Genomic DNA, 15,858 nt, shown 5'->3' on the forward strand with positions numbered 1-15,858 from the left:
CGGCACCACGAAGGATTTCGCTCACGCGTGCCCTGCATCTGAGGGCGCCTGAGTTCTCTGGAGGAAAGAGAACGTGAGCAGACCCCGAAACCTGAGCCGGCGTACTTCCGCCGCGCTCTTCGCCTCGGTCATGGCGGCGGGTGCCGTGTCCGTGGTGGGCGGTACCGCCACCGCGAGCGCCGCTCCTGCCGGATCCGACCCGGCCCAGGTCACCCCCGCCGAGGTCCTGGGCGAGCACGACGCCAAGCTGCTCGCCGAGGCGGAGGCCAAGAAGGCCCCCAACGTCACGATGATCGTCGCCACCGACAAGGGCAAGGCCAAGGAGGTCGCCGACGACCTCAAGGACCTGGGTGCTGCGGTCACCCAGCGTTTCGACACCATCGGTTACGTGCTGGCCAAGGTGCCGACCAGCAAGGCCATCAAGGCCGCCACCCTGCCCGGCGTCTCGGCCGTCGACCTGGACGAGAAGATCCAGCTGCCCGACCCCAAGCCGGAGGTCGTCCAGGGCGGCAAGAAGGGCGACAAGCAGGGCAGCACGCTCAGCGGTCCGGGCGCCAAGACCCCAGCCGACAACCCCTACATGCCGACGGGCGAGACCGGTGCGGTCAAGTTCGTCAAGTCCAACAAGAAGTGGGACGGCCGGGGCGTCACCATCGGCATCATGGACTCCGGTGTGGACCTGGAGCACCCGGCGCTCCAGAAGACCACCACCGGTGAACGGAAGATCGTCGACTGGGTCACCGCCACCGACCCCCTGGAGGACGCCAGCTGGCGCCCGATGCTCAACCAGGTGACCGGCCCGTCGTTCACCCTCGCCGGCCGCACCTGGACCGCACCGGCCGGCACCTACCGGTTCAACCTGTTCAGTGAGTCGATCACGGGCAACAGCGAGCCGGCCGGTGACGTCAACCGCGACGGCGACCGCACCGACCAGTGGGGCGTCCTGTACGACCCGGTGACCAACAACATCTGGGTCGACACCGACCAGGACGGCGACTTCACCGACGAGGCCCTGATGCGGCCGTACAAGGAGAAGTTCGACGTCGGTTACTTCGGCACGGACGACCCGGCGACTCCGGTCAAGGAGCGGATGTCCTTCGTGGTCGAGTACCGCAAGAACGTCGACACCACTCCGGTCGGCGGTCCTGGCCTGGTCGACTACGTCAACATCGGCATCATCGAGAGCGCGCACGGCACCCACGTTGCCGGCATCACCGCCGCCAACAGCATGATGGGCAACAGCGCGTTCAACGGTGCCGCCCCCGGCGCCAAGATCGTTTCCTCCCGTGCCTGCTCCTGGGGTGGCGGCTGCACCTACGCCGCCCTCACCACCGGCATGGCCGACCTGGTGATCAACCGTGGGGTCGACGTCATCAACATGTCGATCGGTGGTCTGCCGGCGCTCAACGACGGCAACAACGCCCGCGCCACCCTCTACAACAACCTGATCACCACGTACGGGGTGCAGATGTTCATCTCGGCCGGTAACTCCGGCCCGGGTGTGAACACCATCGGCGACCCCTCGGCCTCCAGCAACGTGGTCAGTGTCGCCGCCAGCGTCAGCAAGGACACCTGGCTGGCCAACTACGGCTCCGTGGTGAAGAAGAAGAACGCCCTGTTCAACTTCTCCTCCCGGGGTCCGCGTGAGGACGGCGGTGCCAAGCCGAACATCGCCGCGCCGGGTTCGGCCATCTCCACCACCCCGGTCTGGCAGGACGGCAGCCCGGTCGCCGAGGCCGGCTACGCACTGCCGCCGGGCTACGCCATGTTCAACGGTACGTCGATGGCCTCCCCGCAGGCCGCCGGTGCCGCCGCCCTGCTGCTCTCGGCCGCCAAGGCCAACCACCTGGGGGTCACCCCGGAGGCGCTGCGTCGGGCGATCTACACCTCGGCCAAGCCGATCGCCGACACCCCCACCTACGGTCAGGGCTACGGCATGTTCGACGTGCCGGGTGCCTGGAAGCTGCTCCGCAAGGGCGTCCAGACCCGCTCGTACACCGCTGACGCCCCGGTCTGCACCCCGCTGTCCGGCCAGTTGGCCACCCCGAACCAGGGCACCGGCATCTACAACCGCTGCGACTCGGCAAACGGTGGACACAAGATCAACCAGTCGAAGTCGTACCAGGTGAAGCTGACCCGGACCAGCGGCCCGGCCGGCAACATCAAGCACTCCATCGGCCTGCGTGGCAACAACGGCACCTTCTCGGCGCCGAAGAACGTCACCCTGCCGCTGAACCAGACCGTCACCATCACGGTCACCGCCAAGCCGAAGACGGCCGGTGCGCACAGCACCATCGTCACCGTGGACGACAAGGCCACCAACACGATCGACTTCGAGTTCTCCGCCGTCGTGGTGGCCTCGAACGACGTCGTGAAGCCCAACTTCGCCTACTCGGCGCAGGGCTCGGTGGACCGCAACCACACCACGTCGTACTTCGTGACGGTGCCCCCGGGCGCCGGTGCGTTGCAGGTGAACCTCTCCGGCATCGCCACCGCGTCGCAGACCCGCTTCATCGCAATCAACCCGTACGGCGTTCCGGTGGAGAGCACCTCCAGCCTGGCCTGCTTCACCAACCACGTCAGCACGGTGGTCTGCAACCCGTTCGAGCGTGACTACGCCGACCCGATGCCGGGCATCTGGGAGATCGAGGTGGAGTCCCGGCGTACCTCGCCGTCGCTGAACAACCCGTACCAGATCCAGGCCCGGGTGCAGGGCGTCGCGGTCGAGCCGGCCGTGGTCGAACTGCCCTCGGTCACCACCGGTACCCCGACCCCGGTGACCTGGTCGCTGAAGAACACCTTCGGCCCGGTCACGGTGACCGGTCAGGGCGGTCCGCTGTCCAGCACCCACATCGAGCGCCCGACCATCGTGGAGCTCGCCGTGCAGGAGTTCACCGTCGAGGTTCCGGCGGGGGCCACCAGCTTCACCGCCCGCATCGGCAACGTCTCCAACGCCAGCGCCGACCTCGACCTGTTCGTCTACCGGGGCGCCACCCTGGTGGCGTACAACGCCGACGGCGACTCGGAGGAGTTCGTCACCCTCAACAACCCGGCGGCCGGCACCTACACGGTCGTCGTGGAGGCGTACTCGGTCGACGGCGCGGGTGGCAGCACCGCGTACGACTACCGGGACTCGTACTCCTCCCCGGCGCTGGGCACCCTGACGGCGCCCAGCAACAGCCTCACCCTGGCGCACGGCGCCACCGGCACCCTCACCGGTACGGTGACCGCCCAGTCCGCCCCGCCCGCGGGCCGGACCCTCTCCGGTGATCTGTCCGTGGTGACCAGCGAAGGCGCGGTCGTCGGCCGCGGCTCGGTCACCATCGGCGCGGTGAACTGACCCACCACCACCGCACCACCCAGGGAGCCCGCCTCCGGATCCATCGGAGGCGGGCTCCCGCCCGTCCACCCCCAGGCGGGGCTCTGGCTGCGGGCTTCCCTCGCTCCTGGCCTATCCGACCGTCGGCCTCGGATGATCACCCGTCGCCCGGTGCCGTACCGGCCGGTCGGGGCGCAGTCCCGCCACGAGCAGCAGGTATCCGGTCAGTTCGGCGGCGACAGCCAGTGCCGGTGCCATGACCAGGATCGGGCTGACCACGACGCCGGTGAACACAGTCCCCCGGGCCGGGGACAACGGCAGCAGTGTGTACGGGGCTAGAGCCGCATCGATGTGGAACAGCGCGGCCACCACCAGCAGAACCGCACCACCGGTAGCCCGCCACCGACCCTGACGCAGCAGTAGCACAGCTAGCAGGAGGGCGGCCAGGGCGAGCGCGAGGGGCGCGAGCACCGCGGCGGCGAGCACACCAATGCCGGGCTGCCCGTCGTGCTGGTCGGCCAGCTCGATCTCCATCGTGTTGCGGCGCACCTCGACCGCCCGGAACACCGCGTACCCCAGCATCGCCCCGGCGGCCAGCAACAGCCCGATCACCAGCCGTCCACTCGCAGGGCGGTCGGTTCGCGGCCGTCCACCGGCGGTTACCCTCCGACCAGCAGGCCGGTTCACGAAGGCCAGCAGCAGCACGAAGACCAGTGCCGCCCAGGTCAGCTCAAGCCCGGTCCACAGTCCCTCGGTGAACTTGGGAGGCGGACCGGGCTCAAGGACGTGCCAGCGGTAGCCAGCGTCGGCAGGATCGACCGGCATCGTCGACCATGCGTCGACGGCCACCACGACGAGCCCGGCCGGCACCACCCAGAGCGGCGACGGCAGACCGACGACCAGCGCGTACGCCAGGATCAAGGCCACCGCGAGGACCTCGGCGTGGCGCAGGATGGGCGCGGAGGTGAGCACACCCACCACGTGTACGGCGAGCAGGAGCCCTGCCGACGGCAGAAGCAACGATCGTGGACGCATCGATGCATCCTGCCGTCCGGACAGGATCCTCGCGCCTCCGGCCGGGCTGCCTCAGGCGCGCTTGGCGGAGGCGACCTTGAAGGGGGTGCCCTGCTGGCAGGTGGTCATCAGGCCAGGTTCGGGTCGGCCGGTGACCGTCACGGCGGCGCCTGCGGTCAGCACCTCGCGCGGGCCGCCGAGCAGCAGGTAACCGTCGAGCAGCAGGCAACCGGGCTCGACCCCGGACTCGATCTGACCGGTCAGGGTCATCTCACCGGTGGAGGTCGGCTGCGGCGGGCCACCGGGGCGCTTGCCGGGTCGGCCCAGCGGGCCGCTCGTGTCCGTCGGGTCGACCGACGGAGGCACGGTCGGGTCCGGGGTGGGCAGCTCGGTCACGGATGGCGCTCCCGTCGGGGCGGCGGAGCCGTCCCCGGCGTCCTGACCGGCGCAGGCGACGAGCGCGGTGCAGACGATCAACGCCGCGGCGGCGATCCGAAGGGTCCTCATGCCAGACTTTGACGCGGTAGCCGGGTGATCCGTTCCATCATGCCGGGTGGACCGCTCAGCCGCGGGCCGCCGCGGCGGCCTTCATGTCGCGCTTGAGCTCCTGCGGCAGGGAGAAGGTGAGTCGCTCGTTGGCGGTCACCACCTCCTCCACGTCGGTGTAGCCGCGCGCGGCGAGATGGGTCAGCACCTCCTGGACCAACTCGTCCGGAACGCTGGCTCCCGAGGTCAGGCCCACCGTCTGCGCACCGGCCAGCCAGGCGTCGTCGATCTCGTGGGCGAAGTCGACCAGGTGCCCGGCCCGGGCGCCCGCGTCCAGGGCCACCTCCACCAGGCGTACGGAGTTCGACGAGTTGCGCGAGCCGACCACGATCACCACGTCGCACTCGGCCGCGATCTCCTTGACCACGTGCTGACGGTTGCTGGTGGCGTAGCAGATGTCGTCGCTGGGGGGCGACTGGAGCATCGGCAGCCGCTTCTTGAGCCGGGCCACCGTCTCCAGGGTCTCGTCCACCGACAGGGTGGTCTGGGACAACCAGACGACCTTGTTCGGGTCACGCACGGTGATCCGGTCGGCGTCCTCCGGGCCGTCCACCAGTTGGATGTGCTCCGGGGCCTCGCCGGCGGTGCCGATGACCTCCTCGTGGCCCTCGTGACCGATGAGCAGGATGTCGTAGTCCTCGGCGGCGAACCGCTTCGCCTCCTGGTGCACCTTGGTCACCAGCGGGCAGGTCGCGTCGATCGCCTTGAGGGAGCGCTGCTTGGCCTGCTCGTAGACCTCGGGTGCCACCCCGTGGGCGGAGAAGATCACCGTGGCGCCCTCGGGCACCTCCTCGTTCTCCTCCACGAAGATCGCGCCCTTGGCTTCCAGCGTCCGCACCACATGCTTGTTGTGCACGATCTGCTTACGCACGTAGATCGGCGCACCGTAGAGCTTGAGGGCCTCCTCGACGGTCTGCACCGCCCGGTCGACGCCCGCGCAGTAACCGCGGGGCTTGGCCAAGAGCACGCGCTTCCCGATGCCAGCCTCAGTCACCCCCCCATCCTACGCCCGCCCCCACTCCCCCACCGTCTACCACTGTTGATCATGAGGTTGGCGGCAGTGTTCGATCTCCACGCTGCCGCCAACCTCATGATCAACGCAGCTCGATGGGGTGGGGTGGGTGGGGTGGGTGGGGGTTAGGGTGGGGAGGTGGGTGATGGGGTGGGTGGGGGGACGGGTGCCAGCAGCTCGGAGGAGCCGTGGCCGGTGCGGGTGGTCAGTCAGAAGATCGGCGCCTGGGTGGCTCGGCTGGGCTGGGTGTGGGTCGACGGGCAGGTGGCGCAGATCAGCCGACGGCCCGGGGCCAGCACGGTCTTTCTGACGCTGCGTGATCCGTCGGCGGAGCTGAGCCTCACCGTCACCACCAACCGTGACGTGCTCGACTCCGGCGCTCCCGAGCTGCGTGAGGGTGCCCGGATCGTGGTGCACGCCAAGCCGGAGTTCTACGCCGCCCGGGGCACCCTCAGCCTGCGGGCCGACGAGATCCGTCAGGTCGGCCTGGGCGAGCTGCTGGCCCGGCTGGAGAAACTCAAGAAGCTGCTCGCCGCCGAGGGGCTGTTCGACCGGGCCCGCAAACGCCGGCTCCCCTTCCTGCCGCAGCGCATCGGGCTGATCACCGGTCGGGCCAGCGCCGCCGAACGGGACGTGCTCACCAATGCCCGCCGCCGCTGGCCGGCCGTGGAGTTCCGCACCGTGAACGTCGCCGTACAGGGCCCCGGCGCCGTCACGCAGATCATCGACGCCCTCAAGGTGTTGGACAGCGACCCGAGCGTCGACGTGATCATCCTGGCCCGTGGTGGCGGCGGCATCGAGGATCTGCTGCCCTTCTCCGACGAGGCGTTGTGCCGGGCCGTCTTCGCCTGCCGTACCCCGGTGGTCAGCGCGATCGGCCACGAGACGGACGCACCGCTCGTCGACTACGTGGCCGACGTACGTGCCTCGACCCCCACCGACGCCGCCAAGCGGGTGGTGCCGGACCTGGCCGAGGAGATCCGCCTGATCAACCAGGCACGGCACCGGCTGCACCGGGCGGTGCACCACCTTCTAGACCGGGAGAACCACCGGATCGAGGCCCTACGCTCCCGGCCGGTGCTGGCCCGGCCCCAGGTGATGGTCGACCAGCGGGCCGCCGACCTGGCCGCCCTGCGCCAGCGGGCGGAACGTAGCCTGGGCCACCGCCTGGCCGCCGCCGACGACGATCTGCGGCACACCCTGGCCCGGCTGCGGGCCCTGTCCCCCGCCGCCACCCTCGACCGCGGGTACGCCATCGTGCAACGGGCCGACGGTCATGTCGTCCGCGCGGCCGACCAGGTCGGCCCCGGTGACCCCCTGCGGGTACGCCTGGCCGACGGCGAACTGGCCGCCACCGTGACCACCTGACCACCGCCACCGGCCACCCCGCCGAATCGAGTGGCGGGCGGTGCGGTGGTGGGAGGTGTCGGAGGGTTGTGTTGAGATGAGTGCGATGACTGACGAGCAGACCAGCGGGCCCGACGAACGGCTCAGCTACGAACAGGCCCGCGCCGAACTCGCCTCGGTGGTGGATCGGCTGGAGGCCGGCGGGACCTCCCTGGAGGAGTCCCTGGCGCTCTGGGAGCGGGGCGAGGCGCTCGCGGTGATCTGCCAGCGTTGGCTGGACGGGGCCCGCGCCCGCATCGAGGCCAGCCGCCAGAACACCCCCGGCTGACCACCCGGCGACAAGCCAGCCGGCAGAAGACTCGCCGGCTGACCAGACGGCGCAAGGTCAGCCAGCGCAGGCGCGTGATCGCGGTCAGCCGGCGGAGCGCAGAAAAGTGATCGCGCGGCGCCAGGTGACGAACCCGCGCCGCGCGATCGGTAGTGCTCAGTTGAACAGGTTGTACAGCTCCGGCGGCGCCTCGACGACCTGGTCGGCCGGGGGCTTCTGCGCGGCGGTCGCGTTGCCGTAGTCGCTGTAGGTGACCCGGATCTCCTGGGTCGTCACCCCCGCCTGAACGCCGGGGACCTGAAGGACCAACTCGGTGAGCCGACCCTGCGCATCGGTGGTCGCGGTGAACGGCACCGAGTTCGCCTGCGCGCCGAGCGCGGTGATCATGCTTTGGTCCAGCGAGCCGGCCTCGGCCGCCTTGGACAGGTCGATGGTGCCGGCGTACGCGCCGTCGCCGGTGCGGCGTACCTCGGTGATGGCCTGGGTGAGCACCGCGCTGCCGGCGGGGTCGACCTTGTCGAAGTCGAAGCCCAGGTTGCGGTTGCCCTGGATACGGGTCTGGTCCAGGTGCTGGTACTTGCCGAGGCTCAGCTTGTCCCGCCCCGGGACGCTGGACGCCGCCGAGCCCTGAAGGTCCAGCTTGACCCAGCTGTCCGGCTTGGCGTGGATGAGGTCGAGGGTCATCGCCAGGTCATCGGTCGGTTCGCCGATGCTCACCTTCATCTGGGCGCTCTGGCTGGGCTCGTGGACCTGCCCCTCGGCGGTGGAGCCGGCACCGGACATGCGGAACCGGAAGTTGCCGTTGCTGATCTCCCGGGTGGAGTCCAGCAGTGCCTGCTTGGCGTCGGCGTCGCCGGCCGCACCACTGGCGGTGGTGGTGGCTGACGGCGTGGCGGTGGTCCCGGCGGTGCCGTCACCGGTGGTGGTGCAGGCGGCGACGCCGGGCGTAAGCAACGCGGCGGCCATCAGGCCGGCGCTCAGTCGTCGAACGGTCATCGGTGTCTCCCAGCAGGGTCGCCCGACGCATCTCGCGCGCCGGAAGGCTGTCTTCTCTGTTCCCTGCCGGCCGGTCGGGCAATCACCTACTCCGGCACCGAGTCCCGGGATCCCGGTCCGCCACCCACCCCACAGACGCCGGACGGGGAAGCGGATCATGCCCGCTCCCCCGTCCGGGTGACACCTGTCGACCTAGCTGAACATCTCCAGGAGCTGCTCGTTGGCCTCGACGATCTCGTCATCCGCCGGCTTCTTGGCGGGGCTGGCCGCACCGTAGTCGGCGTACTTGATCGTGATCTCCTGCGCCTTGACCTCGCCGGCGGCCGGCACGGAGAGCACCAGCTCGGTCAGTCGGCCCTGGCCGTCGACCTTCGCGGTGAAGGGGATTTCCTTGGCCTGGTCACCCAGGGCCTTGAGCATGTCCTCGTCCGCGGCCACGGAGTCCTTGGCGGCGGTGATGTCGATCTTGCCGCTGTAGGTGCCCGACCCGGTCTCCTGGACCTCACCCAGACCCTTGAACATATCGGCGGCGTTGGCCGGGTCGGTGCCGTCCTTGAAGATGTCCAGGCTCTTGGCGTCGCCGGCCTTGGTGGCGTCGACGTGCTGGTACTTGCCCTTCATGTCTTCCGCTCCCGGGAGGCCGGCGAGCAGCTCACCCAGGTTCATCTTCACGTAGCTGTCGGAATCGATCTTGATGATCTCGACCTCCATCGTGAAGGTCTCGTCGCCGGCCGTCATGGAGAACTGCGCGCTGTTGCTCGGCTTGTGGACGCTGCCGCCCCCCTTGATCGACTCCGAGTCGATCGTGAAGGTGAAGTTCCCGTCGTTCAACTCCTTGGTGGAGGCGACCAGGGCCGTCTTCGGGTCCTTCGGGATGGAGGCTGACGAGCCCGACCCGCTGGACGAGTCGGTGGCGTCGGAATTGCAGGCGGCTACGCCGGGAACCAGCAAGGTGGCGGCGAGGACGCCCACGCTCCAGCGTCGAATCTTCACAGACAATCTCTTCTCAAACTGGGAAAGCCGGACGGTTCACACCATCCGAGGAACGAACGCCGGGAGCGTAACGGATCGGAGCGACATCTCGCGGCCCGTTAATCAGTCCACGGCGCCGGCCATCTCCCGCAGTTCGTTGTCCCGGGCATCGCCGACCACGATCACGGTGCGGTCCGGCTGAAGCAGCACCAGGGCCTGCTCGTTGCCCCGCGCGGTGTACCGCTGCCAGGTGCCAGCACCGAGATCCATCTGTCCCTGCGGTCGTCCCGCGTCGGTGAGTTCGGTGGGCAGCAGGTGCTCCGGCGGCACGTTGCTCTGCACCAACTGGATGCCACGTCCTTCCGGGGTGACATATCCCACCCGCAGGGTGGAACCCCCCTCGACCGCGCGGTAGGAGGCCCGGATGGGTTGCCATTCCTTGCTCAACCCGGAGGGCACGCTCACCGGGAACTCCCCGGCGGACCGCGCCTGCTCGAAGGCCGGCACCGGATCGATCGGAGTCGGCTGGTCGCCGCCGAGAAAACCCCGGTAGAAGGCGAGCAGCAGGGCGATCGGGATCAGCAGCACCAGCAGGGAGATGGCCATGTCGCGGGGCGAGCGGGTGGAGGCCCGCTTCCCGGGAGCCGCCGAGGGGCCCGGTAGTCGGTCAGGCCCACCCGGGCCGCCCTGCCGGTCGGCAGTCGGCCGGTCATCGCCCGGCGGCTGGTCTGCGGGTACGCGGTCGGCAGGCTGTGCAGGTTCCACCCGACCATTCTGGCAGCCGCCCGACCGGCGGTATCCGGCCCATCACCGCCCCGGCCCCGCTCCGCGTCCGCCATCGTGTGAGGATCAGGGACACCGCCGGCAGCTGCCCACTGTCGGCCCGGTCAACCCCGCACCGCCGCGAGGAGGAGCCGTTCAGATGACGACCACCAGGACGCGTACCCCACAGGATCTCGACCGCAACCTCGCTCTCGACCTCGTCCGGGTCACCGAGGCGGCAGCGATGGCTGCCGGCCGGTGGGTCGGACGGGGCGACAAGGAGGGCGGCGACGGCGCCGCCGTCGACGCCATGCGCAAGCTGATCAACTCGATCCCCATGCGCGGGATCGTGGTGATCGGCGAGGGCGAGAAGGACAACGCACCGATGCTCTTCAACGGGGAAGAGGTCGGTGACGGCAGCGGCCCGGAGGTGGACGTCGCCGTCGACCCGATCGACGGTACGACGCTGATGAGCAAGGGGATGCCGAACGCCCTGGCAGTGCTGGCGGTCGCCGAGCGGGGTGCGATGTTCGACCCTAGTGCGGTCTTCTACATGGAGAAGCTCGCCGTCGGACCGGCCTACGCGGACGTCGTCGACATCAACGCCGGTGTCGCCGAGAACCTGCGCCGGATCGCCAAGGTCAAGGGCACCAGCGTCTCCGAGGTGACGGTCTGTGTGCTCGACCGGCCCCGCCACGACGACCTGGTCGACCAGATCCGCCGGGCCGGTGCCGGCATCCGCTTCATCTCCGACGGCGACATCGCCGGTGCCATCGCCGCCGCCCGCGGGGAGTCCGACGTCGACGTGCTCATGGGCATCGGCGGCACCCCCGAGGGGATCACCGCGGCCTGCGCCCTCAAGTGCATGGGCGGGATGATGCAGGCCAAGCTGTGGCCCCAGGATGAGGCCGAGCGGGAGAAGGCGCTGGCTGCCGGGCACGACCTGGACCGGGTGCTGACCACGGACGACCTGGTCACCGGCGACAACTGCTTCTTCGTGGCCACCGGGGTCACCTCCGGTGACCTGCTGCGGGGAGTGCGGTACCGGGCCGGTGGGGCGTACACCCAGTCGATCGTCATGCGGTCCAAGAGCGGCACCATCCGGGTGATCGACTCGTACCACCGGTTGGAGAAGCTGGCGCTCTACTCGGCGGTGGACTTCGACGGCCGGCCGCTGGCCGAGCAGGCGTGAGCGGACCCGACAGACGAACCCCCACGACGGCGATGGCGTGAGTCTGCCCCGAACGGCACCTCCCGTAGGGCGCCGGGTCGGCGCGGTGGCACTGGCGGCGGTGGCCGGGATGGGGGTGGCCGTCCAGTCGCGGATCAACGGCGAACTGGGCGTACGCCTCGGCGACGGCCTGGCCGCGGCCGTGATCTCCTTCGGGGTCGGCCTGCTGCTGCTGATGGTGCTGCTGCCCGCCACCCGCAGTGGGCGGCGCGGGCTGGCTGCCTTGCGTGGCGCGCTGGCCTCGGGCGCCCTGCGCCCCTGGCAGTGCCTCGGCGGGGCCTGTGGGGCTCTGCTGGTGTTCACCCAGGGGGCCACGGTCGGCACCCTCGGGGTGGCCGCCTTCACGGTGGCGGTGGTCGCCGGGCAGTCGGGAAGCAGCCTGGCGGTCGACCGGGCGGGCATCGGCCCGGGTGGCCGCCAGTCGGTGACCGGCACCCGACTGGCCGGTGCGGTCCTGACCGTGGTCGCGGTGCTGCTGGCCGTCGGCGGTCGAGGGCTGGAACCGGAGACTCTCGGACTGATCGCGCTGCCGTTGATCGCCGGGATCGGGGTGGCCTGGCAGCAGGCGGTGAACGGGTGGGTCCGGGTGGCCAGCGGCAGCACGCTGACCGCCACGGGAGTGAACTTCGCCGTCGGGACCAGCGTTCTGCTCATCGCCTTCGCCGTCAGCCTCGTGGTGCGCGGCGTTCCCTCGGGCAGCCTGCCGACAGAGCCCTGGCTCTACCTGGGCGGGCTGGTCGGGGTGTCGTTCATCGCGGTCGCCGCTGCGGTGGTCCGCCTCATCGGCGTACTCGTGCTCGGGCTGGCGACCATCGCCGGCCAGGTCATCGGTGCGGTGCTGCTCGACGTGGTGCTGCCCACGGCCGCCTCGCAGCCCGGCCCGAGGACCTTCCTGGGCGCGCTGCTCACCCTGGTCGCCGTCGCCGTCGCCACCCTGGGCGGTCGGCTCCGCCGACTGGCCGGCCGCCGAAGGTCCCGGTGAGGGTACGGCTCAGGGCATGGTCATCGGCGACTGGGAGCCGTACGGGCCGTCGTACTCCGAACGTCGACGGCGGAAGATGATCGCCGCCACGATGCCGCCCAGCAGTCCGAACAGGTGCCCCTGCCAGGAGATCCGTTCGTCGGTCGGCAGGACGAGCGCCAGTTGACCGCCGTAGAGCAGGCCCACCAGCAGAAAGACGGCGAAGTTCCACCAGCTGCGCTCGAAGATCCCCCGGGTCAGCAGGATGCCCAGGTAGCCGAAGATGACTCCGCTGGCCCCGACGACGATCGTGTTGGGGGACCCGGTGAACCAGACGCCCAACCCGCTGGCCAGGACGATCACCAGGGTGGACCAGAGGAACCGCCGGGCGCCGGCGGCCAGCACGAAGGTGCCGAGCAGGATCAGCGGGATGCTGTTGCTGTAGAGGTGCTCGAAACCGTGGTGCAGGAAGGGTGAGAAGAAGATCCCGTCCAGTCCCTCGATGCGTTGCGGGATGATGCCTGCGGCGGCGTCGAATCCGGCACCGAGCCAGGTGTCCAGGCCCTCGATCAGAAAGAGCACCGGCACCACGGCGCACATGGCGACGAAGGCTCGGCCGATGGACGCATAGAAGGCTTCCGTGCCGAACCGGTGCGGGTCGCCGTTGACAGGGTGCAGGGTCACCTGTCAACAGCTATCAGCAAACTCCGGCAGCCGCCACTCTTCGTCCCAGGGCACCGTCCCCTCGGCAGACGGTCAGGGCGGCCGGCGCAGGGTCGGCGGGAACGCGGGAGGTACCCCTTCGTTCTCGCCGACCCAGCGGTCAAGCGGTCAGTACCAGCCGCGGTTCTGCGAGTGGTTCCAGGCGCTGCACGGCGTACCGTGGCGGCCCTTGATATAGCCGAGGCCCCACTTGATCTGGGTGACCGGGTTGGTCTCCCAGTCCGCGCCGACCGTGGCCATCTTGTTGCCCGGCATGGCCTGCGGGATGCCGTGGGCGCCGGAGCTGCTGTTGTGGGCCCGGGGGTTCCAGCCGCTCTCCTTGTTCCAGAGCCTGTCCAGACAGGGGAACTGGTCGATCTTGAAACCGGCGTCGATCATCAGGGCGCAGCCGGTCTTCCGGTGCCCGCTGTACTCCTTGCAGGAGGCCGGGACCGGTCCGTCGTACGGCTTCAGGGCCCGAGCCCGAGCGGCGGCAGCCTCCTTGGCGGCCTTCTCCGCAGCAGCCTTCTTGCGCGCCGCTTCCTCGGCCTTGCGGGCCTTCTCGGCGGCCGCGCGGGCCTGCTTCCTGGTCTCGGCAGCCTGCTGACGCACCGCCCGCAGCTGGCGGGAGACCTGCTGCTCCTGCCGGTAGTCGACGTCGATCTCGGTGACACTGCCGGCCACCTGCGCGCCCGGATCCGGGCGCGGCGTCTGGCGGTCATCGCTGAGGTAGAAGCCGCCGGCGATGCCCCCGGAGAGCAGCACGACAGCGACGCCACGAGCGGCGAACCGGCTCCACAGCCGACTCACGTGGTGATCCCTTCGTCGGGGTCAGGGACGCGGGGTGACCCAGCCCACCGGCCGAAGCACACCGCGAGCGCCGGTGACCGGCTTCCCGGTCACCGTAGCCACACCTCCTCCACCCGGTGATCATCCGTCTCCCTCAGGGGAGGTGACGTTTGGCCACCAACGTTTCCGGCGGTGCTTGGGCGCCGTGGGACACGATCGCGCACAGTGAGGCGGTTGGGAAACGCCCGGACTGTATTGTGACGTGGGTCACTTACAAAATGCCGGTAAACACGCCCAAAAGGTCATCATTGCGGGATGTCCTCCAGCAGATCGGTCACCATCGCAGCGATCGGGGACCGCTCCGAACGGCTGAGGGTGACATGCGCGAAGAGTTGATGCCCCTTGAGCGCCTCGATCACCGCGGTGACGCCGTCGTGCCGGCCGACCCGGAGGTTGTCCCGCTGGGCGACGTCGTGGGTCAGCACCACCCGGGACCCCTGGCCGATCCGGGAGAGCACCGTCAGCAGGACCCCACGCTCCAGTGACTGGGCCTCGTCGACGATGACGAAGGCGTCGTGCAGGCTGCGCCCCCGGATGTGGGTCAGCGGCAGCACCTCCAGCAGACCCCGCGAGGTGACCTCCTCCAGGACGTTCTCGTGCACCACCGCACCAAGGGTGTCGAAGACCGCCTGGGCCCAGGGCGACATCTTCTCCGACTCCGAGCCGGGCAGGTAGCCGAGTTCCTGGCCGCCGACGGCGTACAGCGGGCGGAAGACGATGACCTTCTTGTGCCGGCGGCGCTCCATCACCGCCTCCAGCCCGGCGCAGAGCGCCAGGGCCGACTTGCCGGTACCGGCCCGGCCGCCCAGCGAGACGATGCCGATCGACTCGTCGAGCAACAGATCCAGCGCGATCCGCTGCTCGGCGGAGCGGCCGTGCACCCCGAACGCCTCCCGGTCGCCACGTACCAACCGGACGGTCTTGTCCGGCAGCACCCGACCGAGGGCCGACCCCCGGGTGGAGTGCAACACCAGGCCGGTGTGGCAGGGCAGGCCCGCCGCGGCGTCCACATCGATGGCCTCCCCGGCGTAGAGCCGACCGATGTCCTCCTCGGCCAGATCCAGTTCGGCCATCCCCGTCCAGGTCGGGTCGCTGGCCTGGCCGTGCCGGTACTCGTCGGCCCGCAGCCCGACCGAGGCGGCCTTGACCCGCAGCGGCATGTCCTTGCTGACCAGGGTCACCTCCCGCCCTTCGGCGGCGAGATTCAGCGCGACGGAGAGGATCCGGGCGTCGTTGGACTCGTTGCGGAAGCCCGGCGGCAGTACCCCGTCGTCGGTGTGGTTCAGCTCCACCCGCAGGGTGCCACCCTCGTCGTTGGCGGGCACCGGGAGATCCAACCGCCCGTGCCGGATGCGCAACTCGTCCAACATGCGCAGCGATTTGCGGGCGAACCAGCCCAGCTCGGGATGGTGTCGCTTGCCCTCCAGTTCGGAGATCACCACCAGCGGCAGGACCACCTCGTGCTCTGCGAAGCGGTGGAACGCCGCCGGGTCACTGAGCATGACGGAGGTGTCCAGCACAAAGGACTGTCCCGCTGGTCGAGGCTCCCTGGTGTCGGCCGATCCGGCAGCCGAGCCACGGCGGCTCCGGGCGGCACGGCGGATCGTGGCAGTCGCGGCCGGGCCTTGGTCGGCACCGGCGGTTGTACGGCGAGTGGTCACAGGCCTGCTCCGGCGGATGGGCACCCGGCCACCCGCGGTCCGCCTCCTCCGGTGCCCGACGGACGCGGGGTCGGATGCGGGCCCCGTGCGCGAGGTCGCAGGCCGGGCGGGCCGGCTGGCTCGGGACAGTCCCGCGCCATGCCTAGACGCTAGCTGCC

General features: G+C 70.0%; 14 protein-coding genes. 5 read left to right on the forward strand and 9 right to left on the reverse strand.

Annotated features, from left to right (window positions below; all coding sequences use genetic code 11):
• Positions 1 to 73: 73 nt before the first annotated feature.
• Positions 74 to 3,340, forward strand: a complete 3,267-nt coding sequence (locus tag ACLQ2T_RS08160; protein WP_425765372.1) for a S8 family serine peptidase — start codon at positions 74 to 76, stop codon at positions 3,338 to 3,340.
• A 111-nt stretch (positions 3,341 to 3,451) separates the two neighbouring features.
• Here the strand turns inward: ACLQ2T_RS08160 and ACLQ2T_RS08165 are convergent, their stop codons facing one another.
• The 3 genes from ACLQ2T_RS08165 to ACLQ2T_RS08175 are packed head-to-tail and all read right to left on the reverse strand — an operon-like array spanning position 3,452 to position 5,873.
• Complete coding sequence (locus tag ACLQ2T_RS08165; RefSeq protein WP_425765373.1) at positions 3,452 to 4,354, reverse strand: hypothetical protein; 903 nt, start codon at positions 4,352 to 4,354, stop codon at positions 3,452 to 3,454.
• Positions 4,355 to 4,405: 51 nt separating this feature from the next.
• Positions 4,406 to 4,840, reverse strand: a complete 435-nt coding sequence (locus ACLQ2T_RS08170; protein ID WP_425765374.1) for a hypothetical protein — start codon at positions 4,838 to 4,840, stop codon at positions 4,406 to 4,408.
• 55 nt (positions 4,841 to 4,895) lie between these two features.
• Complete coding sequence (locus tag ACLQ2T_RS08175; RefSeq protein ID WP_425765375.1) at positions 4,896 to 5,873, reverse strand: 4-hydroxy-3-methylbut-2-enyl diphosphate reductase; 978 nt, start codon at positions 5,871 to 5,873, stop codon at positions 4,896 to 4,898.
• A 156-nt stretch (positions 5,874 to 6,029) separates the two neighbouring features.
• On the opposite strand from ACLQ2T_RS08175, the gene xseA reads away from it, so the two are divergent.
• Together xseA and ACLQ2T_RS08185 are read left to right on the forward strand one after the other, a co-directional pair.
• Positions 6,030 to 7,259 carry an exodeoxyribonuclease VII large subunit gene (gene xseA, locus ACLQ2T_RS08180; protein WP_425765376.1) on the forward strand — a complete coding sequence of 410 codons (1,230 nt, stop codon included), beginning with the start codon at positions 6,030 to 6,032 and terminating at the stop codon, positions 7,257 to 7,259.
• An 85-nt stretch (positions 7,260 to 7,344) separates the two neighbouring features.
• Complete coding sequence (locus tag ACLQ2T_RS08185; RefSeq protein ID WP_425765377.1) at positions 7,345 to 7,566, forward strand: exodeoxyribonuclease VII small subunit; 222 nt, start codon at positions 7,345 to 7,347, stop codon at positions 7,564 to 7,566.
• Between the two features lie 156 nt (positions 7,567 to 7,722).
• Here ACLQ2T_RS08185 and ACLQ2T_RS08190 read toward each other — a convergent pair whose 3' ends face one another.
• From ACLQ2T_RS08190 to ACLQ2T_RS08200, 3 genes are all read right to left on the reverse strand, one after another.
• Positions 7,723 to 8,562: a hypothetical protein gene (locus tag ACLQ2T_RS08190; RefSeq protein WP_425765378.1), complete on the reverse strand. Its 840-nt coding sequence runs from the start codon at positions 8,560 to 8,562 to the stop codon at positions 7,723 to 7,725.
• A 192-nt stretch (positions 8,563 to 8,754) separates the two neighbouring features.
• Complete coding sequence (locus tag ACLQ2T_RS08195) at positions 8,755 to 9,555, reverse strand: hypothetical protein (protein ID WP_425765379.1); 801 nt, start codon at positions 9,553 to 9,555, stop codon at positions 8,755 to 8,757.
• Positions 9,556 to 9,657: 102 nt separating this feature from the next.
• Positions 9,658 to 10,299, reverse strand: a complete 642-nt coding sequence (locus ACLQ2T_RS08200) for a DUF4245 family protein (RefSeq protein ID WP_425765380.1) — start codon at positions 10,297 to 10,299, stop codon at positions 9,658 to 9,660.
• A gap of 157 nt (positions 10,300 to 10,456) precedes the next feature.
• Between ACLQ2T_RS08200 and glpX the strand changes: the two genes are divergently transcribed.
• Positions 10,457 to 11,488: a class II fructose-bisphosphatase gene (gene glpX, locus ACLQ2T_RS08205; RefSeq protein WP_425765381.1), complete on the forward strand. Its 1,032-nt coding sequence runs from the start codon at positions 10,457 to 10,459 to the stop codon at positions 11,486 to 11,488.
• Positions 11,489 to 11,597: 109 nt separating this feature from the next.
• Positions 11,598 to 12,509, forward strand: coding sequence for a DMT family transporter (locus ACLQ2T_RS08210; protein ID WP_425765591.1), 912 nt, complete (start codon positions 11,598 to 11,600; stop codon positions 12,507 to 12,509).
• Between the two features lie 9 nt (positions 12,510 to 12,518).
• Here the strand turns inward: ACLQ2T_RS08210 and ACLQ2T_RS08215 are convergent, their stop codons facing one another.
• The 3 genes from ACLQ2T_RS08215 to ACLQ2T_RS08225 all read right to left on the reverse strand — a co-directional run bounded on the left by ACLQ2T_RS08215 (position 12,519) and on the right by ACLQ2T_RS08225 (position 15,700).
• Positions 12,519 to 13,172 (reverse strand): rhomboid family intramembrane serine protease, encoded by a 654-nt coding sequence (locus ACLQ2T_RS08215; protein WP_425765382.1) that lies wholly within the window; start codon positions 13,170 to 13,172, stop codon positions 12,519 to 12,521.
• 147 nt (positions 13,173 to 13,319) lie between these two features.
• The gene (locus ACLQ2T_RS08220) at positions 13,320 to 14,000 is read right to left on the reverse strand and encodes a transglycosylase SLT domain-containing protein (protein ID WP_425765383.1); all 681 of its coding nucleotides are present in this window, start codon (positions 13,998 to 14,000) and stop codon (positions 13,320 to 13,322) included.
• Between the two features lie 284 nt (positions 14,001 to 14,284).
• Entirely contained in the window at positions 14,285 to 15,700 is a 1,416-nt protein-coding gene (locus tag ACLQ2T_RS08225; RefSeq protein ID WP_425765384.1) for a PhoH family protein, read from the reverse strand.
• Positions 15,701 to 15,858 lie beyond the last annotated feature (158 nt).

Source organism: Micromonospora sp. DT229 (assembly GCF_049844505.1).
Taxonomy (GTDB): domain Bacteria; phylum Actinomycetota; class Actinomycetes; order Mycobacteriales; family Micromonosporaceae; genus Micromonospora.

Bases quoted from the DNA above. Each gene is read 5' to 3' on its own strand.
- glpX (WP_425765381.1), top strand. From the start codon at position 10,457: ATGACGACCACCAGGACGCGTACCCCACAGGATCTCGACCGCAACCTC.
- ACLQ2T_RS08165 (WP_425765373.1), bottom strand. From the start codon at position 4,354: ATGCGTCCACGATCGTTGCTTCTGCCGTCGGCAGGGCTCCTGCTCGCC.
- ACLQ2T_RS08210 (WP_425765591.1), top strand. From the start codon at position 11,598: ATGGGGGTGGCCGTCCAGTCGCGGATCAACGGCGAACTGGGCGTACGC.
- ACLQ2T_RS08185 (WP_425765377.1), top strand. From the start codon at position 7,345: ATGACTGACGAGCAGACCAGCGGGCCCGACGAACGGCTCAGCTACGAA.
- ACLQ2T_RS08190 (WP_425765378.1), bottom strand. From the start codon at position 8,562: ATGACCGTTCGACGACTGAGCGCCGGCCTGATGGCCGCCGCGTTGCTT.
- ACLQ2T_RS08170 (WP_425765374.1), bottom strand. From the start codon at position 4,840: ATGAGGACCCTTCGGATCGCCGCCGCGGCGTTGATCGTCTGCACCGCG.